The following is a 21,344-nucleotide window of genomic DNA, read 5'->3' on the forward strand; positions in this document are numbered from 1 at the left end:
GTGGTCGGCATGAATGGTTGGGTGTTGCGGGCCGCCGTGCTCGGCGCGCTGGTGGTCATCCTGCGTACCGTGCTCGGGTTTGCGATGGTGAATTGGCCCACGCACGGCGCGTGGATGCGCATCCTATGCCTGATCGTGCTGGTCGCAGCCATCGTGTCCTGGGGTCTGTTGGATGGCCGCGCGGACCGTTCCGCCGGACCGGCCCCGGATCGCGGCTCCGATCTGACCCTCCTCTGGCTGAAAGCAGCCGTCGTCGGCGGCGTCGGCAGTGGGTTGGTCGCCTGGATCCTGGACTGGCTGCCGCGGTTCGATCTCGGTGACAACGGCCTGCTCTTCGAACTCACCGCGGGCGCGTCCTTCATCGTCCTGCTGATCTTCGTGCCCGCGCTGATCGGTGTCGGCATCGGTCGGATCCTGGCCGAACGGCGGGGCGCCAAGCGGCCCACGCCGCCGCACGCGCACGCCATCGCGCTCTGACCCACAAACGGCACGCCCCCGGTCCAAGACCGCGTCGTCGCGTATCCGGGCCCCACGCACCGGTCGGCTGCGCGAGCCTGGGGGCCGTGCGCGTGCAGCGGTCGGCATGGTTGGGATCACCTCGGGTCGAGGGCAGCGCGTCGGTCGCGGTGGCATGGCCGCGCGCTAGAGCAGAACCGCGCCGCCGCTCGAGCTGTCCTCGCGGGCGATCGCCGAGTACGCGGCGGCCAGCAGGGCCGGGTCCGGTCCCTCCAGGCGGCCGGGCTTGGCGAGGCCGTCGAGCACGACGAACCGCAGCACGCCTGACCGGGTCTTCTTGTCGGTCTGCATGGCGTCGAGCAGCTGGGGAAGGGCATCGGCGTCATAGCTGGTCGGCAGCCCCACGGCAGTGAGGATCGCGCGGTGCCGGTCGGCGGTGGCGTCGTCGAGGCGGCCCGCGAGGCGGCCTAGCTCGGCGGCGAACACCAGCCCCACGGAGACCGCGGCGCCGTGCCGCCAGCGGTAGCGCTCCCGCCGCTCGATCGCATGGCCGAGGGTATGGCCGTAGTTGAGGATCTCGCGGAGGGCGGCTTCCTTCAGATCGGCGGCGACCACATCGGCCTTCACCTGGATCGCGCGGCGGATCAGCTCAGGAAGCACCTCGCCGGTCGGGTCGAGCGCGGCCGCCGGGTCGCGCTCCACCAAGTCGAGGATCACCGGGTCGGCGATGAATCCGGCCTTGATGATCTCGGCCATACCCGCCACGATCTCGTTGCGCGGCACTGTTTCCAGCGTGGCCAGGTCGACCAGCACGGCCGCCGGCTCGTGGAAGCAGCCGACCAGGTTCTTGCCCGCCTCGGTGTTGATGCCGGTCTTGCCGCCGACGGCCGCGTCGACCATGGCCAGCAACGTGGTCGGGACGTGCACGATCCGCACCCCGCGCATCCAGGTGGCGGCGACGAAGCCGGCCAGGTCGGTCGCCGCGCCGCCGCCGAGGCTGACCACGACGTCGTTGCGCATCAGGCCGATGCGCCCGAGCACCTCCCAGCAGAACCCGGCGACGGGCAGGTCCTTGCCCGCCTCGGCGTCCGGGATTTCGATGCGATGTGCGTCCATACCGTTGTCGGCCAAGGCCTTCCGCACTGCCTCAGCGGTTTCGGTGAGCGGCGGCTGGTGGAAGATCGCCACGGTCCGCACGCCCGTGGTCGCTCCGCGGACCGACTCGACGAGTTCGTCGAGCAACCCGCGGCCGATGATCACCGGGTACGGGTCGGCGGTCCGGACTTCGAGACGACTCGGCTCTGTCACGTGGCTTGCTCCGATTCTGTTGCTGTCGCTGACTGTTGCGGTGTCCGTGCGCGGGCGCGCCGCGCGCGGGCGCGCCTGGTTCGGCCGCTGGACGCCGAGGTGTCCCCGGATCCGGCCACGCCCGCGGCGTCGGGCTCGCTCGCGGTGCCCCTTCGAGCGCGGCGCGGCCGGAGGGGCGCGCCGGATTCCGGCGCAGGAGCTGCCCCGACGTCGGTGCTCTCACTCGGGTCGGCGGTCCTGCGTTGCGCGGCCGCCCGGGCTCTGGCGCGCCGCCGGCCCCGCGATCGGCTGCTGCCCTGCGGAATTCCGGTGCGTTGCTGCTCAGGATCCGGCTCGGCCGTGGTCGGCTCGACTGGTTCCATGCCGAGTTTGGTCATGATCATCCGTACGACGCGACTCGGGCTGCGGCTGTCGGTGCGTACCCGCACGGTCGCCACCTCACGATAGAGCGGGCGGCGGGTGCGCATCAGCTCCCGGTACTTCGCGGCGGCGTCCGCGCCGTTGAGCAGCGGTCGCTGCGTGCTCGCCCCGGTGCGCCGAAGCCCTTCGGCCACACTGATTTCCAAGTAGACGACGGTGCGATTGCGCAGCAGCGTCCTTGTGTTCGCGGACAGCACGGCGCCGCCGCCGAGCGAGACGACCCCGCGTTGGGCCAGGATAGCGCGGCGCACCACCCCCTCCTCGATCCTGCGGAACTCGGGTTCACCGTCCTCGACGAAAATCTCCGGGATCGTGCGACCGGTTTCGCGCTCGATCCCGGCGTCGGTGTCGTACAGCTCGACACCGAGTTCCCTGGCGAGTTTGCGGCCGATCGTGGATTTCCCCGCCCCCGGCGGTCCGACCAGCACCACGCGCGGGGTGCGCGGGTCGGTCTGCACGATCATTGCGGCCGACTGTCCGCTGACACGTGGGGCCGGGTGCTGATGCGCTTGACGTAGCTGGTGATGTTCTCGAGGGTTTCGGTGAGCGAGTCACCGCCGAACTTCTCCAGCGCGGCCTGCGCGACGACCAGCGCCACCATCGATTCGGCGACCACGCCCGCGGCGGGTACGGCGCACACGTCGGAGCGCTGGTGGATGGCAACGGCTTCCTCGCCCGTGGTCATGTCGACGGTGGACAGTGCGCGCGGCACGGTGGAGATCGGCTTCATCGCGGCACGCACGCGCAACGCCTCGCCGTTGGTCATACCGCCCTCGAGCCCACCAGCGCGGTTGGTGGAGCGCAGGACGCCGTCGGGGCCGGGCCGCATCTCGTCGTGCGCCTGGCTGCCGCGCCGGCGCGCGGTCTCGAAGCCGTCGCCGACCTCGACGCCCTTGATGGCCTGGATGCCCATGAGCGCGGCGGCGAGCCGCGAGTCCAGACGGTTCTCGCCGCTGGTGAACGAGCCGAGGCCGACCGGGAGGCCCTCGACCACCACCTCGACCACGCCGCCGAGAGTGTCGCCATCCTTCTTGGCCGCTTCGATCTCGGCGATCATCGCCGCCTCGGCGTCCTTGTCGAACGCGCGCACCGGGCTCTCATCGACTGCGGCGAGGTCGGCGGCGGTTGGCACGATGCCGGTGGTGTTCCGCGCCGCGCCGATGGAGACCACATGCGAGACGACCGCCACGCCGAACGCCTGGCGCAAGAAGTTGCGCGCGACGGTGCCCGCCGCGACGCGCGCGGCGGTCTCCCGTGCGCTGGCGCGCTCGAGGACGTTGCGGGCGTCGTCGAAGTTGTACTTGAGCATGCCGGAGTAGTCGGCATGCCCGGGGCGTGGCCGGGTCAGCGGAGCGTTGCGGGCCAGGTCGGCGAGTTCGGTCGGATCGACTGGATCGGCGGACATCACTGTGGTCCACTTCGGCCATTCGGAGTTGGCGATCTCGATGGCCACTGGGCCGCCCATGGTGCGTCCGTGCCGCACGCCGCCGAGGACTGTGACCTTGTCGGCCTCGAACTTCATCCGCGCGCCGCGCCCGTACCCGAGCCTGCGGCGTGCCAGTTGCTCGGAGATCTCGTCGGACGTCACCTCGATACCGGCCACCATCCCGTCGAGGATCGTGACGAGAGCGGGACCATGGGATTCTCCGGCAGTTATCCAGCGCAGCACGCTGTTCATCTTCCCATGTCGACGCGGGTGCTTCGGAACGTGGCCCGCCGACGGCGGGCACTGCCGTCACACCTGCGGCATCGGCCATAGCCGGCCCACGACAGACCATGAGCCGCCGCCGCAGCGCATGTTGTCCACCGCGCTCGAAATCGTCGGTGAAAGATCGAAAACTCGACATGTGGACAGCCGCGACCTGGAATCTGCGAGGACGAAATTCCGATCATGAATCGCGATCAGAAATACAACTCGTGGAAATCCGGCAGCAACGAACCAGCATCGACGTAAGCTTACGTCTATGTCGGCTGATGTCGACCCTGGCCGTACACGGCTGCTGGTGGCGGAAGATCACCCCATGGTGGTGATGGCGTTGGACTCCGCCTTCGAGCTCGTCGACGACATCGAGGTCATCGAAATAGCGAGGTCGGTCGAGGATGCGATCGGTGCTGCGAGCCGATACCAACCACACGTCACTCTGCTCGACCGTCGGCTGCCCGATGGAGACGGGATCGATGCGATCGGGCGGCTGCACACGGTGTCTCCCCAGACCAGGGTGTTGATTTTCACCGGGGATGCGAACCGGGCCATGGTGGACCGGGTGATCGCGGCGGGTGGTGCCGGCCTGGTACTCAAGACCGGGATGTTCGACGACCTACTGGACGCCATCCGGCGGGTCGCCGCCGGCCAGGATTGCTTCGAGGTCGACCTCGGACATTGACCGGCTGGACAGGCGAAGTGAGGCAGGTATACCGATGGTCCAGTACACCGCGACCACGGAATTGGTGAGCAGCAACGACGAACGGCTGCAGCCCTTGCTGGACGGCCTCAAGGCCGTGCGGGACGGTGACTTCCGGCGGTACCTGCCCGAGGTAGGTGACCCGCTGCTGGACGAGATCGCCACCGTCTTCAACGGCATGGTGGACCAGCTCTCGCTCTTCACCACCGAGGTCACCCGTGTCGCCCGGGAGGTGGGTACCGAGGGCAAGCTCGGCGGCCAGGCTTCGGTGCCAGGGGTGTCGGGCACCTGGAAGGATTTGACCGAGTCGGTGAACGCGATGGCGGACAACCTCACCGCTCAGGTCCGCGACATCGCCGGCGTGGCCACCGCGGTGGCGCAGGGCGACCTGTCGCAGAAGATCGCGGTGGATGTCAAAGGAGAGTTGCTGGAGCTGAAAATCACCATCAACACGATGGTGGACCAGCTCTCGGCTTTTGCCGACGAGGTGACCCGTGTCGCCAGGGAGGTCGGCAATGAGGGACGGCTGGGTGGCCAGGCAAGAGTGCCCGGGGTGTCCGGAACATGGCGGGACCTCACCGAATCCGTGAACATCATGGCGGGCAACCTCACGGCACAGGTTCGGTCGATCGCGGAGGTGACGACCGCGGTGGCACGTGGCGATCTGTCGCAGAAGATCACCGTGGACGCCCGCGGAGAAATCCTGGAGCTGAAGTCGACGATCAACACGATGGTGGACCAGCTCTCGGCTTTTGCCGACGAGGTCACCCGCGTCGCGCGTGAGGTCGGCACCGAGGGACGGCTCGGCGGCCAAGCCCAGGTGCTGGGTGTCTCGGGCACCTGGAAGGGCCTGACGGAGTCGGTGAACTTCATGGCGGACAACTTGACCGACCAGGTTCGTTCGATCGCCCAGGTCACCACCGCGGTGGCACGTGGCGATCTGTCGCAGAAGATCCGGGTGGACGCCAGAGGGGAAATCCTGGAACTGAAAGACACCATCAACACGATGGTCGACACTCTGTCGTCGTTCGCCGACGAGGTCACCCGCGTCGCCCGTGAGGTCGGCACCGAGGGACGGCTCGGCGGGCAGGCCGACGTGAAGGGCGTATCCGGCACCTGGAAAGGCCTGACCGAGTCGGTCAACGTCATGGCGGACAACTTGACCGACCAGGTTCGTTCGATCGCCCAGGTCGCCACCGCGGTGGCACGTGGCGATCTATCGCAGAAGATCCGGGTGGACGCCAGAGGGGAAATCCTGGAACTGAAAGACACCATCAACACGATGGTCGACACTCTGTCGTCGTTCGCCGACGAGGTCACCCGCGTCGCCCGTGAGGTCGGCACCGAGGGACGGCTCGGCGGGCAGGCCGACGTGAAGGGCGTATCCGGCACCTGGAAAGGCCTGACCGAGTCGGTCAACGTCATGGCGGACAACTTGACCGACCAGGTTCGTTCGATCGCCCAGGTCGCCACCGCGGTGGCACGTGGCGATCTGTCGCAGAAAGTGACCGTTGAAGCCAAGGGCGAGGTCGCCGCGCTGGCGCACACCATCAACACGATGGTCGACACTCTGTCGTCGTTCGCTGACGAGGTCACCCGCGTGGGGCGAGAGGTGGGCACCGAAGGCATACTCGGCGGGCAAGCGCGGGTGCCCAATGTCGCAGGCACCTGGAAGAACCTCACCGACAATGTGAACTCGATGGCGGGCAACCTGACCAGCCAGGTTCGTTCCATCGCCCAGGTCACCACAGCGGTCGCGCGCGGCGACCTGTCGCAGAAGATCGACGTCGATGCGCGCGGCGAGATCCTGGAGCTCAAGACCACCATCAACACGATGGTCGACACCTTGTCCTCGTTCGCGGCCGAGGTGACCAGGGTGGCACGCGAGGTGGGCAAGGACGGTCGGCTCGGCGGACAGGCCGAGGTCGAGGGCGTGTCCGGAACGTGGAAGCGTCTGACCGAGAACGTCAACGAGCTGGCCGGCAACCTGACCCGTCAGGTGCGGGCCATCGCCGAGGTCACTAGCGCGGTGGCGACTGGAGACCTGACCCGGTCGATCGCTGTCGAGGCGAAAGGTGAGGTCGCCGAACTCAAGAACAATATCAACGCGATGGTTCACTCCCTACGCGAAACCACCCGCACCAACGAAGAGCAGGCATGGCTCAATACCAACCTGGCTCGGATATCCGGACGTCTGCAGGGACACCGGGATCTCAGCGCCGTCGCCCAGCTGATCATGAACCAGGTCACCCCGCTTGTCGGCGCCCAATATGGCGCATTCTTCTTCATGGAGTCGGAAGGGAAACGTGTCCAACTGCGGCTGATCGCTGGCTACGGGCGCAAGGAAAACGGTAGTACCGCATTCGAACTCGGCCAGTCGCTGGTCGGCCAGGTGGCGCTGACCAAAACGGCGATCGTGGTCGACCGGACGCCGCCGGAATACGTCCAGATCTCCTCCGGTCTCGGTGCCGCACAGCCCGTCAACCTGATCGTGCTGCCGATAGTGTTCGAGGATCAGGTGCTCGGCGTGATCGAACTGGCCTCCTTCAGCCGATTCACGGTCGTACAGCAAGATTTTCTCGAACAGCTGATGGAAAGCATCGGCGTGAATGTCAATACGATAATGGCCAATGCGCGTACCGACTCCTTACTGGAGGAATCGCAGCGACTCGCGGGAGAACTGCAAAACTCCAATGCGGCACTCGAAGAAAAAGCAGAGTTGCTCGTGCGTCAGAACCGCGATATCGAAATGAAGAACTTCGAAATCGAACAGAATCGGCGGGAAATCGAAGAACGAGCCCAACAGGTTGCGCTGGCGTCGAAATACAAGTCGGAATTCCTCGCGAACATGTCGCACGAGCTACGCACACCGTTGACCAGCCTGCTCATCCTGGCAGGCATATTGACACAGAACTCGAGCCGGAATCTGACCCCGAAGCAGGTCGAGTTCGCCAACGTGATCCAGTCCGCAGGCAAGGAACTGCAGCAGTTGATCGACGATATTCTCGATCTGTCCAAGGTCGAGGCGGGGAAGATGGAGCTTCAAAGGGAGCTCGTTCCGCTGCGGCAATTGCTGGAGTACGTGCAGGCCACGTTCCAGCCACTCATCAGCCAGAAGGGCCTCGAGTTCGACGTCGATGTCGAGCCGGCTGTTCCCGCCCACCTCAACACCGATGAGCAGCGGCTGCGTCAGGTGCTGCGCAACTTACTGTCCAACGCGGTCAAGTTCACCGAGAAAGGGATGATCCGGCTCAGAGTGCGGCGGTTGGACAACCACATCGCGTTCTCCGTGAGCGACACCGGAATCGGTATCGCCGAGCAGAATTTGGAGACCATCTTCGCCGCGTTTCAGCAAGCCGACGGCACCACCAGTCGTCGATACGGCGGTACCGGCCTCGGTCTGTCGATCAGCAGGCAGGTGGCGAACTTGCTCGGTGGCGAGATTCGGGCCGAAAGCCAGCTCGGCGTCGGCAGCACATTCACGCTCTACCTGCCCGTGACGCCGCAACCGGAGATCACCACCTACTCGAGGACACGAGCGAAGCTTATGGATCGTTCGGTGCTGGTCGTCGAAGACCAAGGCGACAGGCCGCTGAGCCGGCTTGTCCACGGGGTCGTCACGGCGTTGGAGGACACCGCAGGGCCGGTCCGCATCGAATCAGTCGGTACCCTCGATGAGGCACTAAAGGTGTTGCCCGCCTGTCCATATCGGTGTGTCTTGCTGGACGCGAGCCTGCCGGGCCTGTCCGCGCCGGAATTTCTGCGCGGGCTTGCCGAGGACACGGACGCGAGAAGTATTCCGTTGCTTGCGCATCCGGTCCGTGAGCGAGGTCCTGACCGGGAAAGGCTTACCGAGGAGGATGCCCGAAATCATCGGGTCGAACTGCTGGTTTCGCCGGACGAGTTTCGCGAACGGTTAATGCTGCTGCTGACTCACCCTCACCATTCGAAGCTCGAAACACCAGCTAAGCGGACAGGGCAGCCCGGGCTGGAGGGGCGCAAGGTCCTGCTCATCGACGACGATGCGCGCAATGTCCTGGCGATCGCGGAAATATTGGAACTGAACGGGATGTCCGTCGAGCACGCGCCCAATGGGCGGAAGGGCATCGAAATGCTGCAGGCCAACCAGGACGTCGACGTGATCGTGATGGACGCGATGATGCCGGAGATGGACGGTTACGCCACCACCGCAGCGATACGAAAGATGCCCCGCTTCGACCGGCTCCCCATCATCATGGTCACCGCTAAGGCCATGGCAGGCGATCGGGAGAAGAGCTTGGCATCCGGTGCCACCGACTACATCACCAAGCCCGTCGACCCCGACGAACTCCTGGGCTGCATCAACCGCTGGTTGCAAGCCATGGAGCGGGCGAGCACCGAACCAGTCCGTGTAGTAGATCTCGATATCCGAGCTTAGGTTCTCATCCCTGCTGGCAGCCTGGAGGTCCACGCGGCGGGCGAACACTGGAGGCGGGCGTGGGCTCGTGGTCATCATGTCGGCCAGGCGGTGGGAACAACCGCGACCAGAGTCGTCAGGCACATTGCCGGGCCGTGTGGAACGAGAGACCGACCGGCGTCCCGCGCCCGCATCCGGCGGACGGCCAGCAGGACAAGACCGGCGCAGGCGGTGAGAACCGGAGCCGTGATGGCCGCCCATACCCAGGCCTGCGCTCCACCGCGGGCCGCCACCGCACCGAGCCCGACCGCGAGTTTCACATCACCCGCACCGAATGCGGCGGGGGCGACCAGATGAATCACCAGATACGGCACCGCCAGTAGCGCCGCGCCGAGCAGCGCGGATGTGAATTGCGCTGTGCACAGTGCGTATCCGAAAATGCCCGCCGCGCCCCAGCCGGTGAGCGCATCGGGCAGGCGTCGATGTCTGAGGTCGATAATAGTCAAGGCCGAACACCACCCGGTCAGTAGCGCGAAAGCGATGGGGGACATGCCTCCAACCTCCGCCGCCCGTCCACCCCGATCAACCGCCCGCGCCCAAATGTGGACAACCCCTCGGTTTGTGAACAGTGACCGAGTCGGACCGTTGCCAGCGGACGCGGCTTATAGCAGCGACCAGGCATCTGTCGTGGAAAGCGCGAGAGCTCGGCCGTACGTGTTGAGTGGCCATATCGCGACATTCCGGCGGTAGCTTGGACCCATGTGTGCTGACCACGCCCCGCCGCTCCGCCCAGATTTCGCCGCGCGCCGCGGGGCGCTGCGGAACTTGCTCGTCGAGAACGGGGTCGATGCGCTGCTCGTCACCGACCTGGTCAACATCCGGTACCTGACCGGATTCACCGGGTCCAACGCAGCGGTGCTGGTGTGCTCCTGGGACACACACGATGCCGAAGAGCGCACGGTGATCGGCACCGACGGGCGTTACCGGACGCAGGTCGCGGAGCAGGTGCCGGACCTCCGCGCGGAGATCGCACGGGCCACTGCCCGCCGGATCGTGGAACTGGCGGGGGAGTGGCAACTCGGCCGAGTCGGTTTCGAGAGCCACGTCGTCACCGTCGACCAGCACCACGGCTACATCGAACAGCGCACCGGCCTGGAGTTCGTCGCCACGCCCGGCCTGGTAGAGCAGTTGCGCATGGTGAAGGACGCCTACGAGGTCGACCAGCTGCGTGCGGCCTGCGCGGTGGGCGATGCGGGTCTCGCCACGCTGTTGGAGCGCGGCGCCCTGCGCCCCGGCCGCACCGAACGTCAGGTGGCCAGGGATCTCGAGTGGGCCATGTTCGAGCACGGCGCCGAAGCGGTCGCGTTCGAGACGATCGTGGCGACCGGAGCGAATTCGGCCGTCCCGCATCACCGCCCGACCGAGGCTGTGCTCGGCGCGGGCGATTTCGTCAAGCTGGACTTCGGCGCGGTGGTCGGCGGCTACCACTCCGACATGACCCGCACCTTCGTGCTCGGCGCGCCGACCGATTGGCAGCGCGAGGTGTACGCGCTGGTCGAGGAGTCTCAGCGCGCGGGACGCGAGGCGCTGCGACCCGGGGTGCAGGTCGCCGATGTGGATGCGGCGTCGCGGTCGGTGATCGAGGCAGCTGGGCACGGCAAGCTGTTCGTGCACAGTCTCGGGCACGGGGTTGGGCTCCGGGTCCACGAAGCGCCGGGAATCGCGAAAACGGGAACCGGTACACTTTTGTCGGGCGTGGCGGTGACCGTCGAACCAGGTGTGTATTTTCCCGGCCGCGGCGGGGTCCGGATCGAGGACACTCTCGTGGTGCGTGAAGGGGGCCCGGAGCTGCTCACCCACACCAGCAAAGACTTGACCGTCGTCGACTGACGCCGGTCGGCCCTAGACCGAGTGGTAGAACGAGGAGATCCGAGGACAGTGGCGGACACCAGCGACTTCAAGAACGGCCTTGTGCTGAAGATCGACGGTCAGCTCCAGCAGATCGTCGAGTTCCAGCATGTCAAGCCGGGCAAGGGCCCCGCGTTCGTGCGGACCAAGCTGAAGAACGTCGTGTCCGGCAAGGTGGTCGACAAGACCTTCAACGCCGGGGTGAAGGTGGAGACCGCCAACGTCGACCGCCGCGACATGACCTACCTCTACCACGACGGCTCGGACTACGTCTTCATGGACGGCGAGACCTTCGATCAGATCTCGATCTCGGAGGAGACCATCGGCAACGGTGCCCGGTTCCTGCTCGAGAACATGACCGTGCAGGTTGCCACGCACGAGGGTGCGCCGCTGTACGTCGAGCTCCCGGTGTCGATCGAGCTCGTGGTGCAGCACACCGACATCGGCCTGCAGGGTGACCGCTCCACCGGTGGCACCAAGCCCGCCACCCTGGAAACCGGCGCCGAGGTGCAGGTCCCCCTGTTCATCAACACCGGCGACAAGCTGCGCATCGACTCGCGCGACGGCAGCTATCTCGGCCGAGTCAACGCCTGATCGCCGGACGCGGCGACCGGGATCTGTGACCGTGACGGAACAGCCTGTGGACAAGAAGTCCTCGTTCAAGAAGCTCGGCGCGCGGCACAAGGCCCGCCGCCGGGCGGTCGACCTGCTGTTCGAGGCAGAGGCCAGGGATATCGACGCCGCCGACCTGCTCGACGAGCGAGCCGAGTTGGCCACCCGCGACCAGGCGGTCGCGCCGGTGCACGCCTACACGCGCACCCTGGTCGAGGGCGTCGCCGACGACCTGGACCGGGTGGACGGCACCATCGAGTCTTATCTGCAGGACTGGACGTTGTCGCGGCTTCCGGCCGTGGACCGCGCCATCCTGCGTATCGCGGTGTGGGAGTTGTTCCATGCGGGTGACGTCCCCCCGGTGGTGGCCGTGGACGAGGCCGTGGAGCTGGCCAAGGAGTTGTCTACCGATGACTCCCCGTCCTTCGTCAACGGTGTACTCGGCCAGGTTGTCCTGGTGGCGCCGCAGGTGCGCGCCGCGGCCGCCGCGACTCGCGCCCCGCGCCAGGAGCCGGAGTCGTGAACAAGTACCTCGTGCTGGTGATGCGGACGCCGCGGTTCGATGCCGCCGTGATCGAGCCGCACAAGCAGTTCCTCGAGCAGCTCGTCGAGCGGGGGCAGCTGCAGGAGAGTGGCCGTTTCACCGACGATACCGGCGGCGCGTACGTCATCTTTGCCGAAAACCTCGATGCTGCACGGGAGATCGCTTTCACCGATCCCGTGCACACCACCGGCTCCTCGGAACTGACAGTCTATGAGTGGGAGATCACCACTCCGACGTGAGTTCCGCAGGTGTGAGGTGGGCCAGGTGAAGGCGCTCGAAGCCGACGTGATGGTCGGCGGTCTGGCCGCGAGCCCGGCTAACCCGTTGCCAGCAGTGCGACGACCGCCCCGGTTGTGGCGACGACGGCGAGGGCGATGCCGGTGAGGACGAACCGCGACATGGGGACGCGGACGTTGTGCGTTCGGCAGAATTCCAGGCACAGCAGCGTGGCGAGCGAGGCCCACGGTGTGACGACCGAGCCGATGTTGGTGCCGATCAGCAACGCGAGTAGCTGATTCCGGTTCGCCGCCGGGACGACCGCCTCACCCGCGGTGTAGGCAGGAAGGTTGTTGGCGAGGTTCGAGAGGGCAGCGCCCGCTGCGGCGGCCCGGTAAGTGCCTGCCGCGCCGGGGTCGGTGCCGATCAGTGCACGCATCAGGTGATCGAGGCCGAATCGGCTCAGGGTCGGCACCACAAGGAATAATCCGATCACGAAGACGAGCAGCTGCCACGGGATGAGCGACAGCCGCAGCGCGGCACGGTCGAACACGGCGAAGGCCGCCACCGCGATGGCCGCGGCGATGGCGGCCGCGATGCCGATTCGGTCGCCGAGGATGGGGATCGCGAGGATGAAGAGCAGACATGCTCCCGCCGTAGTGAACAGCAGCGCACGCTCCCGGAAGTTTGCTGGGTGGATCGGCTGGGGTGGCACGTAGCGGTCCGCCTGGCGTCGTCCGCGCCGCCAGTACCAGATCCACAGGCACAGCATTGTCACGGCGATCGAAACCAGTTGCGGTGCCCACATTCTCGCCGCGAACCCGGTCGCGGTCATTGCCACCCGGTCGGCGGCGAGCAGATTGGTGAGGTTGGAGACCGGAAGCAGCAGACTCGCGGTGTTGGCCAGCCACAGGGTGGTCATGGCCAACGGCAGCGGCGGAATCCGGGCGGGCGTCGCGAGCGCCAGCATCACGGGTGCGATCAGCACGGCCGTGGTATCGAGGTTCAGCAGGATCGTGGTGGCCGAGGCGAACAGCACGCACAGGAAGAACAGCGCCGGGTAGTGGCCGCGACCGAGGATCGCGAGGCGGTGGGCGATGACGTCGAAGACCTTGGCCTGCCTGGTCAGCTCGGCCAGCACGATCACGCTGCCGAGGAACAGCAGTAGCGGGCCGATGCGACGCATGTTCGCGGCGGCCTCCGCTCGCGGCAGCAGTCCGGTGAGCACACACAGCAGTCCGACCAGCAACAACGAGAGCCGGACCCCATCGATGACGCTGAGCCGTCCCTTCGGGCCGGACGGCGGCGCAATGGCCCGCGAGGGCGGGTTCCGCTCGGAGGAGTCGACCTGTTGAGACACGCCCGCCATCATGCAACATTTCAGCTGGGCCTCTTGTCTGCGGTCCGGGGCTCTAATGTTGGTGTACATAGCAGGGTGGGCGGACGCACGTCACAGCCACCGGTTGTGCGATTCCGTTGGGTGGCTGCGCACGACGCGCTCCGGGGCCGTCGTTGGCGTTCCACCGGTCAGGTGGACTGCGACCGGCGGCGCCGACGGCAACGCGAACTCTGGATGCTCCCGGTGAACTGGACCCGGACGGCGCCCGCGATCCAGACCGCACTCGGGTCGGACGGCCGGGGCAAGTTCGAGGGCAATATCGCCGGCCTCTGCTGGCCCGTCATCAGGTTGTCGCGGTGGGAGTCCGGCGAGCTGGACAACACCTGCCCGAGTCGGTCACTTTCCGATAGACGCCGCGGCTCCGAGAGACAGATAGATTATCTCTCGCAATGTTGCTATCCGTGAGGAGTGGAGCCATGGCCGCGAACGAGCTGAATGCACTGAACATCCGCACTGCGGCGGAGGCATGGGTACTGTTCGACCGCTTGCCTGCGGCCCGGGTCGAGGAGATCACGACCGGGCGCTGGCGCGGTGACGAACTGCCTACCGGGCATCCGTTCGACGGCGTACTCGTCGCCTCCGGGTGGTACGGCAAGCAGTTCGACGGGCCGGACGACGTGCACCCATTGCTCTTCACCGCGCGCGGCACTGTGTTCCCCGTCGACCCGCGCCGGATTCCACTCGGGCTGGCCGGGCGGGTGCCGCTGTCGGGGGTGCGTGCCATGCGGCGGATGCTGCCTTATCTCCGGCCCGCGCTGCGAACCCGCAAGTCCACAGCTCGTTTGCGCGACATCGAGTACCGCGGCGTGGCCAGTGCCGCGATGGTCTACGACCATCTGCCTATCATCGATCACTTCCGGCGCGCGGACGAGCACACCCTGCTCGGTGTGATGGATCTGCGCGGTATGACCGAGCCGTACTTCTTCATCCTGCGGAGAGACATCGGTTGAGTTCCGCGCGGGCCGCCTTCGATCCGGTCCGGCGCGGCACGCCTCGCATTAGGATTTGCCCGAGCAGGCGATACCTTTGCGGCGGCGACCGAGGGAGAGACAGTCGATGGAGCGCACGACCTGCCTGGTGGTCGGTGGTGGGCCGGCCGGAATGATTCTCGGACTGCTGCTGGCGCGCGCCGGCGTCGAGGTAACCGTGCTGGAGAAGCACAAGGACTTCCTGCGTGACTTCCGCGGGGACACCGTGCATCCGACCACACTCGACCTGCTCGACGAGCTTGGCCTCGGCGCGGAGTTCGCGAAACTGCCCGCGCGCAAGGTGGATCAGGTACAGCTGCCGACCGCTGGCGGCATGCAGACCTTGGTCACGCTGAAGAACCTGCCGGGCAAGCACAAGTACATCGCCATGGTGCCGCAATGGGATCTGCTGGACCTGCTCGCGCGCGCCGCCTCGCCGGAGCCGACCTTCCGGCTGCGGATGACCACCGAGGCCACCGACTTGATCTGGACCGACGGCAAGGTGGGCGGCGTCGCCTACCGGACCGCCGACGGCACGACCGGCACGATCGAGGCCGAGCTCACCGTGGCCTGCGACGGACGCGCCTCCGTGCTGCGGTCTGCCGCGGGACTGCCGAGCAGGAAGTGGCCCACCCCGATGGATGTGTGGTGGTTTCGCCTGCCACGCGCCGAGACCGACCCGGCGGGCGCGCTTCCGATCGTCACCGCCCACCGTGCGGCGGTGTTGCTCGACCGTGGCGACTACTGGCAGTGTGGGACGCTGATCGCCAAGGGCGCCGACGAGGTCGCGCGGGGCGGTCCGGTCGGGGACATCATGCGCACCATGGCCGACGCCGCCCCCTGGCTTCGCGACCGTGTCGACGCGTTGACCAGCTGGGACGAGGTGAAGCTGTTGGAGGTGAAGCTCGACCGCCTGACCAAGTGGTATACCAACGGTCTGCTCTGCCTCGGCGACGCGGCCCACGCGATGTCCCCGGTCGGCGGTGTCGGCATCAATCTGGCGGTGCAGGACGCCGTGGCGGCGGCGCGAGTTCTGGCCGCACCGTTGCTCTCCGGCACGGTCGGGACCAGGGAACTGGCGAAGGTGCAGCGCCGGAGGACCTTCCCCACCGTCGTGACGCAGGGAATGCAGCGCTTCCTGCACGCCAGTGCGATCGCCCCAGCCCTCGACGGACGGATCGACATCGCCACCGCCACGCGCGCACCACTGCCGGTCCGCATCCTGCGCCGGGTTCCCGTGTTGCGCAGCGTCCCACCATTCCTGGTTGCTCGCGGCGCCCTGCCGGAGCACGCACCGGATTTCGCTCGCCGTCCGGCCTGACCCCGCCGCCCGCCATCCCGTGCCAGGCTATGCGATCTGCTGCGAGACCTTCCTTCTACCGCGAAGTGTCGGTAGCGGGCGCCGAATCCGGCAGCGTGGCAACCCATCCCGCGACGACCGCCATGCCCGTCGGCCGATGCACGGCGAGGAAGCCGAACGGCCGGTCGAATGTCGCGGAGACAACGGTCACGCGCTGCCGCCGCAGTGCCGCGCTGGCGTAGCGCAGGGATAACGCGGTGACCGCGGCGGCCTCGAAACCCTCGTGCGTGAACCGTGCGAGGACCTCTTGGGCGCCCTGGCCGACACACAGCGGCACCGTGGAGATCGCGGGGAAATGACCACGGGTGCAGTCGGCCGCGGTGGCAAGCCCGAACAGGTCGGATCCGGCGAGCAGATCGTGGCTCGATCGAATCTCGAAGGGTGGCAGCTGGATCCGCAGCTGGTCGGTGTTCGACATGATCGTTTCGGTGCGCACGGTCAGCCCTGGCGCTTCGATACCGACCGGCAGATCGGTGCGTATCGGTACCGCGTCGGCCAAGGCGGCCAGACCCGTTCCGAGGACGCCACCCGGAGCGCCCGCCCCGATCAGGAGGTGCACGTCGAGGTCGGTGACGCCCTCGACGACGACACGCGTGACGGGCTCGGGCGCGTCCAGGATCACGGCATTGCTCAGATCACTGCTCGTGCGTGACAACCCGGGTCCGCGATGTCCTTGCCACGGGCCGTTCTTCGGTAGCAGCGTGCCGACCTCGAACGGCACGCGCCACCGGGTCTTCGCGACGAGCGCGGTCGCGAGTACCAGCAGCGTGTTCGGATCCACCGCGAGCGGGAATCGCTCGATGAGCCCGTCGGTATGCCGGGCCGCCCAGGCGTCGAGCACGTCCTGCCCGGCCAACCGTGCGACGGTGCCCGTGGGCAAGCGCCCCGACCACGCCTCGTGCAGCGGAAGATCACGGCGCACCCACGTTCCGAGCGCCGCGCAGACCGCCTGTGCGCGGTCGAGGTCGCGCAGCAACCGCAGCGCGCCGTCCTGCCCCGCCTCCGCGGGCACTCCGACCGCCTGCGCCAACTCCTCCCGCGCCCGACCTTCTGCCGCTGACGCGAGCAACGCCAGCAACGGCCACACCCCGGCGCCGGACACCACGAAGTCGCCCTCACGGACCTCCGCACACCATCGCGCTGTCAGCGCATTGGCTGCACCGATATGGGGTGCCAGAGAAGTCTGCACGAAACCCACCTTAACGACGGCGCTGCCCTGCTCGCGACGTTCCATAAACGCGTCACCCGTCCTTGCGGACGGCCGGGTGGACGCCGTAGCCGGCCCTGCTAGCCGCTGAGCCCTGGACGCAGCACGATCTTGCCCAGCGGTGTCCGATCCTCCAGCAGCTGGTGCGCCCGGCTGGCTTGATCCAGCGGCAGGATCGCTTCGACCAGCGGATCTAGTCTGCCCTCCGCTGCGAGGGTCAGAACGTCGGCGCGCGCTCGGGCTACCCGGCCCAGCCAGGCGGGTCCGGCGCAACCGGTGAAGGTGAGGCCGCGCATGATCAGGTCGCTCGCCGATACCTGCGCGGGTGCGCCGGCCAACCAGCCGTAACTCAGCATCCGGCCGCGCAGGGGCGTCATGAGGTCGAGCAGGTCCAAGGCGGTCGTGCCGCCGATAGAGTCGAAGACCACGTCCACGGTTGCGCCGCCGAGGTCTTCGCGCAGCCGGGCGGTCCACGCCGGGTCATTGTGGTCGATCACCTGGTCGGCGCCGAGCTTGCGGGCCTGTTTCGCCTTCCCCGGACCACCGGCCGTCGCGATGACGCGGGCCGCGCCGTACTCCTCGGCGAGTTGTGTCAGGGCGCTGCCGATGCCCGTGGCGGCCGCCTCGATCAGGACCGTCTCGGCACCGGTGAGCGCGGCGGTCTCCAGTAGCGGAATCGCCACCGACCCGTTCATCAGCACCGCCACCGCGTCCGCCGAGGACAATCCGTCCGGAATCGGCGTCACGGAATCCGCCTGCGCGGCGACGAATTCGGCGTAGGCGCCGAAACCCTTGCTGTCTACGACGACTCGCTGCCCGATCAGTGCCGGATCGACGTCCGCGCCGACCTCGGTGACCTCGCCGGCGGCCTGGAATCCGAACACCAGCGGCGGCTGCGCGCCGAGCGGGAACTCGCCGGAGCGCAGCTTGGTCTCCGGGAACAGCACCGGGATCGCCTCGGCGCGGATCACCACCTCGTCGGCGCCCGCCCGCGGGGCCGGGATCTCTGTGGCGACGAGCACGTCCGGTCCTCCAGGCGCCGTCATTACGATTGCCTGCATCACAAACTCCATAAATTGACTGTCGGTCCAGTTATGTTTGTAACGATATGGACCGTCGGTCAACTTGTCAATGAAAGCGGGAGCGATGACCGACGGGCGACCGAGGGAACGGGCGGATGCGGCGCGCAACCGGCGCGCGATCCTGGACGCGACCACCGCCCTGCTCGCCGAGCACGGCGCCGAGGCGATCACCATGGACCGCGTGGCGGCCGCCGCCGGGGTGGGGAAGGGGACAATTTTTCACCGTTTCGGCAATCGCGCCGGGCTGCTGCACGAGATGGTCGCCCAGAGTGCGCTCACTCTGATGAACGCGATCACCAGCGGCCCGCCGCCGCTGGGGCCCGGCGCGCCCGCCGATACGCGCCTGATCGCCTACTTCGATGCGATGGCGCGGTTGGTGATCGACAATTCCGAGCTGATGGTCGCCTATCGCACCGTGCCACCGCATCCACGGACCGCGGAGTTCCACGCGTTCTGGGACAACCACATCACCACGTTGCTGCGTGAGGCGCGTCCGGATCTGGACGCCGAGGTGGTCGGCCGACTGCTGCTCGGCTCGCTCAGCGGTGAGCTGGTGCCGCGCATGGTCCGCGCGGGCGAGACCTCTCGGCTGCTGGCCGGAGTCCGCGAACTTGTCGAATCGGTGCTGCGCGCGGCCTAGCCGCGTACGCCTGCGACTCGCTTGCTGGTCGCTCGCTCACGCCATGGACATGAGCATGGTGATCGGCGCATTGATCAGTCCGTGCACCACGAACAGCAGCCAGGGATTGCGGTAGCGCGACCACAGGTAGCCGAGGAAGAGTCCGTCGACGCCGAGCCGAACCACCACCGTCGCCAGATCGATGGCGAATCCGGCACCGCCGTGCAGCGCTACATGCCAGGATGCCCACAGCAGTGCGGTCGACATGATGGCGGGCCAGCGGCCGCAGATCGCCTCCAGGCGGGTCTGAAGCCAGATCCGGTAGAAGACTTCCTCCAGAACTGCGTTCACCAGAAATACCACCAGAATGGTTACCGGAGCCGGCGGTCTGCCGGTGAATCCTGGACCGAGCAGGCTGGCCAGCGCCACAAACGTCAAGACCGCCGGGATCGCGCGCAGCCAGCGCCTGTGCGTGTCGACGCGATACCACTCATGCCAGCTCGCGAGCCGCAAGAGCAGCGGAACTACAAGGAGCAGAGCCAGTTTGAGGCCGATGAACCACAGATCGTCGCCGGGGGAGAGGTACAGGGCGACGGTAAAGGTGAGGCCGAGTGCGAACAACCCCGATGCCTGCCGTACGGTCACCGACTCGTTCGCGCCCGAGGGCTGAGCTCTCCCGGAGGTTGCGGGTGGCACCAGCCAGGCGATGGCGAGCCCGCCGAGCACCGGCGCCCATGCGGCCCACAGTGGCAGTGTGTCGTCGTGATCGGCGGAGTATCGCAGCGCGGTGTGACCTGTCACGACCAGCGTCGCCGCCGCGGCGAGGTAGGCCGCCGCTGCCGTCGCCGTGAAGAGCTGCTTGATTCGTCTGTGTCGCAATATCTCCCGCTCCATCCGATGGTTCCCACCTTGCCACGCGCGAGCGATGTGGAGGTGAGCGCGTCGGACGTACTCCGAACAGAGGACGGCGCTGCGGTGGAATTCGGCCGCGGGCTCGGTGATCCGGGTTCAGTCCCGCGCCAGAATGGCGTTGAAGCGCTCGTCCGCGCGGTCGAGTTGGCCCAGGATATGCTGCCTGACGTGGTCGGCCAAGGGGGTGTCGGGCCGATTGACCAACTCGCGATACACCTCGGTGAGTGGGCGATACTTGGCGGCGAGCTTGGGCATCGCGGGGCCGGTCGCGTAGAGGATGCCGACGCCGTTGTCGGTGAAGTCGGAGAGCTTGATGATCCGGGCCCAAGGGTCGCGGTCCAGGTTGGCCACTACATGCTCGCGGTACTGGGCCTGCCGGTCGATCGAGGGGTCTGGTTCGGGATTGGTCACCGCGGCGACGAGGTCGGCCACCCGCTCGCCGAACCGCTCAGTGAGTTCGCGCAGCGCGGCCGGTGCGGCCGGGCCGGTACGGTCCGCGGCCAGCTCGGCCGCGTGGTCTTCCACCGAGTCGTGCAGCAGTCCGGCCGCGACCACGTCGGGGTCGTGAACCTCGTAGTGGCTGATGATCCGGATCGCCACGCGCAGCAGATGATTGAGGTATGGTTCGCGTCCATAGCGGTCCTCGCGGTGCAGATCGGCCGCCAAGTCGAGCGCGGCGACGAGACGTTCCATATCGGGCAGCTCGGCGATTTCCAGCAGGAGTCGGTCACGCAGCCCGGACTCGCCGTAGACCTCGCTGATCGTGTGCAGCGGCATCACGGCCAAGACGGCCGCCGCTGGATTGCTCATGCTGCCAATCTAACGTCGCCAGGTGACACTCGAGAATACGTTCGGGCAACGAACTACCGAACGCCGCGTGGGCGGAATTGGATGCTGATCCGCGGTCCGGCGGGTTTGCGGGTCTTCGGCACAGCATGCTCCCATGTCCGCTGGCACGAGCCGCCCATGACCAGTAGATCACCATGTCCCACAAGGTATTTGATGCTCGCGCCGCCTCCGCGCGGCCGAAGCAGCAGCGCCCTCGGTGCCCCGATCGACACGATCGCGACCATGGTGTCCTCTGTCGCGCCCCGGCCGGAAGTGTCGCCGTGCCACGCGACGCTGTCGTGCCCGTCCCGGTAGTAGCACAGCCCGGCCGTCCGGAACGGTTCGCCGAGCTCGCGCCGATAATGGTCGCTCAGCGCTGTGCGTGCGTCGGCCAAGGCCGGATCCGGCAGCGGTTCTTGTTCCTCGTAGAACTTCAACAGCCGGGGCACGTCGACCACCCGGTCGTACATCGGCCTGCGCTCCGCTTTCCACGGCACGTCCTCGACCAGCCGGTCGAACAGTGCGTCCGCACCGGAGAGCCATCCAGGCAGCACATCGATCCAGGCTCCGTGGTCCAGCACGGTCCGGCGGATCTCCCGCAGCGGCCCGAATTCGATCGCGCCGAACCCGTCGAGCAGCGATCCCTGCAGCGGTGTCGACATGGCTTCCAGCGTATCTCCGATCGAACATATGTACTAGTCCTCAGT

19 protein-coding genes and 1 pseudogene are annotated in these 21,344 nt (G+C 67.2%); 10 read left to right on the plus strand and 10 right to left on the minus strand.

What is annotated here, in order from left to right:
- Positions 1-9: 9 nt before the first annotated feature.
- A complete protein-coding gene (locus tag AB0H00_RS05570; RefSeq protein ID WP_357261280.1) occupies positions 10-477 on the plus strand; it encodes a B-4DMT family transporter in 468 nt (155 codons plus the stop codon).
- Between the two features lie 165 nt (positions 478-642).
- Here AB0H00_RS05570 and aroB read toward each other — a convergent pair whose 3' ends face one another.
- The 3 genes and pseudogenes from aroB to aroC form a co-directional block, all read right to left on the minus strand.
- Positions 643-1,764 carry a 3-dehydroquinate synthase gene (gene aroB / locus AB0H00_RS05575; RefSeq protein WP_357261283.1) on the minus strand — a complete coding sequence of 374 codons (1,122 nt, stop codon included), beginning with the start codon at positions 1,762-1,764 and terminating at the stop codon, positions 643-645.
- A 356-nt stretch (positions 1,765-2,120) separates the two neighbouring features.
- Positions 2,121-2,648: pseudogene (locus tag AB0H00_RS05580) on the minus strand (shikimate kinase); the annotation flags it as partial.
- Positions 2,645-3,853, minus strand: coding sequence for a chorismate synthase (gene aroC, locus AB0H00_RS05585; protein WP_357262394.1), 1,209 nt, complete (start codon positions 3,851-3,853; stop codon positions 2,645-2,647). The pseudogene AB0H00_RS05580 and the gene aroC, both read right to left, overlap by 4 nt.
- Positions 3,854-4,148: 295 nt before the next feature.
- On the opposite strand from aroC, the gene AB0H00_RS05590 reads away from it, so the two are divergent.
- Together AB0H00_RS05590 and AB0H00_RS05595 are read left to right on the plus strand one after the other, a co-directional pair.
- Entirely contained in the window at positions 4,149-4,568 is a 420-nt protein-coding gene (locus tag AB0H00_RS05590) for a response regulator transcription factor (RefSeq protein WP_357261286.1), read from the plus strand.
- Between the two features lie 34 nt (positions 4,569-4,602).
- Complete coding sequence (locus AB0H00_RS05595; protein WP_357261289.1) at positions 4,603-9,003, plus strand: HAMP domain-containing protein; 4,401 nt, start codon at positions 4,603-4,605, stop codon at positions 9,001-9,003.
- A gap of 74 nt (positions 9,004-9,077) precedes the next feature.
- Here AB0H00_RS05595 and AB0H00_RS05600 read toward each other — a convergent pair whose 3' ends face one another.
- Complete coding sequence (locus tag AB0H00_RS05600) at positions 9,078-9,533, minus strand: A24 family peptidase (protein WP_357261292.1); 456 nt, start codon at positions 9,531-9,533, stop codon at positions 9,078-9,080.
- A 208-nt stretch (positions 9,534-9,741) separates the two neighbouring features.
- On the opposite strand from AB0H00_RS05600, the gene AB0H00_RS05605 reads away from it, so the two are divergent.
- The 4 genes from AB0H00_RS05605 to AB0H00_RS05620 are packed head-to-tail and all read left to right on the plus strand — an operon-like array spanning position 9,742 to position 12,285.
- Positions 9,742-10,872, plus strand: a complete 1,131-nt coding sequence (locus AB0H00_RS05605) for a Xaa-Pro peptidase family protein (RefSeq protein ID WP_357261296.1) — start codon at positions 9,742-9,744, stop codon at positions 10,870-10,872.
- A 48-nt stretch (positions 10,873-10,920) separates the two neighbouring features.
- A complete protein-coding gene (efp, locus tag AB0H00_RS05610; protein ID WP_357261299.1) occupies positions 10,921-11,484 on the plus strand; it encodes an elongation factor P in 564 nt (187 codons plus the stop codon).
- Positions 11,485-11,515: 31 nt separating this feature from the next.
- Complete coding sequence (gene nusB, locus AB0H00_RS05615; RefSeq protein ID WP_357261302.1) at positions 11,516-12,025, plus strand: transcription antitermination factor NusB; 510 nt, start codon at positions 11,516-11,518, stop codon at positions 12,023-12,025.
- Positions 12,022-12,285 (plus strand): YciI family protein, encoded by a 264-nt coding sequence (locus tag AB0H00_RS05620; RefSeq protein WP_357261305.1) that lies wholly within the window; start codon positions 12,022-12,024, stop codon positions 12,283-12,285. The genes nusB and AB0H00_RS05620 overlap by 4 nt, the downstream gene beginning before the upstream one ends.
- A 77-nt stretch (positions 12,286-12,362) precedes the next feature.
- Here AB0H00_RS05620 and AB0H00_RS05625 read toward each other — a convergent pair whose 3' ends face one another.
- Entirely contained in the window at positions 12,363-13,631 is a 1,269-nt protein-coding gene (locus AB0H00_RS05625; protein ID WP_357261307.1) for an SLC13 family permease, read from the minus strand.
- Between the two features lie 446 nt (positions 13,632-14,077).
- Here AB0H00_RS05625 and AB0H00_RS05630 point away from each other — a divergent pair, with 446 nt between their 5' ends.
- Positions 14,078-14,611, plus strand: a complete 534-nt coding sequence (locus AB0H00_RS05630; protein ID WP_357261310.1) for a DUF4334 domain-containing protein — start codon at positions 14,078-14,080, stop codon at positions 14,609-14,611.
- Between the two features lie 106 nt (positions 14,612-14,717).
- Positions 14,718-15,950, plus strand: coding sequence for an FAD-dependent oxidoreductase (locus tag AB0H00_RS05635; RefSeq protein WP_357261313.1), 1,233 nt, complete (start codon positions 14,718-14,720; stop codon positions 15,948-15,950).
- A 55-nt stretch (positions 15,951-16,005) separates the two neighbouring features.
- Here the strand turns inward: AB0H00_RS05635 and AB0H00_RS05640 are convergent, their stop codons facing one another.
- Together AB0H00_RS05640 and AB0H00_RS05645 are read right to left on the minus strand one after the other, a co-directional pair.
- A complete protein-coding gene (locus AB0H00_RS05640; protein WP_357261316.1) occupies positions 16,006-17,178 on the minus strand; it encodes a serpin family protein in 1,173 nt (390 codons plus the stop codon).
- Positions 17,179-17,276: 98 nt separating this feature from the next.
- Positions 17,277-18,257, minus strand: coding sequence for a zinc-binding dehydrogenase (locus AB0H00_RS05645; protein ID WP_357261318.1), 981 nt, complete (start codon positions 18,255-18,257; stop codon positions 17,277-17,279).
- An 85-nt stretch (positions 18,258-18,342) separates the two neighbouring features.
- Between AB0H00_RS05645 and AB0H00_RS05650 the strand changes: the two genes are divergently transcribed.
- Positions 18,343-18,918 (plus strand): helix-turn-helix domain-containing protein, encoded by a 576-nt coding sequence (locus AB0H00_RS05650; protein WP_357261321.1) that lies wholly within the window; start codon positions 18,343-18,345, stop codon positions 18,916-18,918.
- Between the two features lie 36 nt (positions 18,919-18,954).
- Here AB0H00_RS05650 and AB0H00_RS05655 read toward each other — a convergent pair whose 3' ends face one another.
- The 3 genes from AB0H00_RS05655 to AB0H00_RS05665 form a co-directional block, all read right to left on the minus strand.
- Positions 18,955-19,776: a CPBP family intramembrane glutamic endopeptidase gene (locus tag AB0H00_RS05655; protein WP_357261324.1), complete on the minus strand. Its 822-nt coding sequence runs from the start codon at positions 19,774-19,776 to the stop codon at positions 18,955-18,957.
- Between the two features lie 129 nt (positions 19,777-19,905).
- Positions 19,906-20,619, minus strand: coding sequence for an HD domain-containing protein (locus AB0H00_RS05660; protein WP_357261327.1), 714 nt, complete (start codon positions 20,617-20,619; stop codon positions 19,906-19,908).
- Positions 20,620-20,672: 53 nt separating this feature from the next.
- Positions 20,673-21,299, minus strand: coding sequence for an alpha-ketoglutarate-dependent dioxygenase AlkB (locus AB0H00_RS05665; protein ID WP_357261330.1), 627 nt, complete (start codon positions 21,297-21,299; stop codon positions 20,673-20,675).
- Positions 21,300-21,344: the final 45 nt, after the last annotated feature.

The organism is Nocardia sp. NPDC023852 (assembly GCF_040639505.1).
GTDB lineage: Bacteria > Actinomycetota > Actinomycetes > Mycobacteriales > Mycobacteriaceae > Nocardia.

Bases quoted from the DNA above. Each gene is read 5' to 3' on its own strand.
- AB0H00_RS05665 (WP_357261330.1), bottom strand. From the start codon at position 21,299: ATGTCGACACCGCTGCAGGGATCGCTGCTCGACGGGTTCGGCGCGATC.
- AB0H00_RS05630 (WP_357261310.1), top strand. From the start codon at position 14,078: ATGGCCGCGAACGAGCTGAATGCACTGAACATCCGCACTGCGGCGGAG.
- AB0H00_RS05600 (WP_357261292.1), bottom strand. From the start codon at position 9,533: ATGTCCCCCATCGCTTTCGCGCTACTGACCGGGTGGTGTTCGGCCTTG.
- AB0H00_RS05595 (WP_357261289.1), top strand. From the start codon at position 4,603: ATGGTCCAGTACACCGCGACCACGGAATTGGTGAGCAGCAACGACGAA.
- AB0H00_RS05570 (WP_357261280.1), top strand. From the start codon at position 10: ATGAATGGTTGGGTGTTGCGGGCCGCCGTGCTCGGCGCGCTGGTGGTC.
- AB0H00_RS05650 (WP_357261321.1), top strand. From the start codon at position 18,343: ATGACCGACGGGCGACCGAGGGAACGGGCGGATGCGGCGCGCAACCGG.
- AB0H00_RS05635 (WP_357261313.1), top strand. From the start codon at position 14,718: ATGGAGCGCACGACCTGCCTGGTGGTCGGTGGTGGGCCGGCCGGAATG.
- AB0H00_RS05625 (WP_357261307.1), bottom strand. From the start codon at position 13,631: ATGGCGGGCGTGTCTCAACAGGTCGACTCCTCCGAGCGGAACCCGCCC.
- AB0H00_RS05645 (WP_357261318.1), bottom strand. From the start codon at position 18,257: ATGCAGGCAATCGTAATGACGGCGCCTGGAGGACCGGACGTGCTCGTC.
- AB0H00_RS05660 (WP_357261327.1), bottom strand. From the start codon at position 20,619: ATGAGCAATCCAGCGGCGGCCGTCTTGGCCGTGATGCCGCTGCACACG.
- AB0H00_RS05590 (WP_357261286.1), top strand. From the start codon at position 4,149: ATGTCGGCTGATGTCGACCCTGGCCGTACACGGCTGCTGGTGGCGGAA.
- AB0H00_RS05605 (WP_357261296.1), top strand. From the start codon at position 9,742: ATGTGTGCTGACCACGCCCCGCCGCTCCGCCCAGATTTCGCCGCGCGC.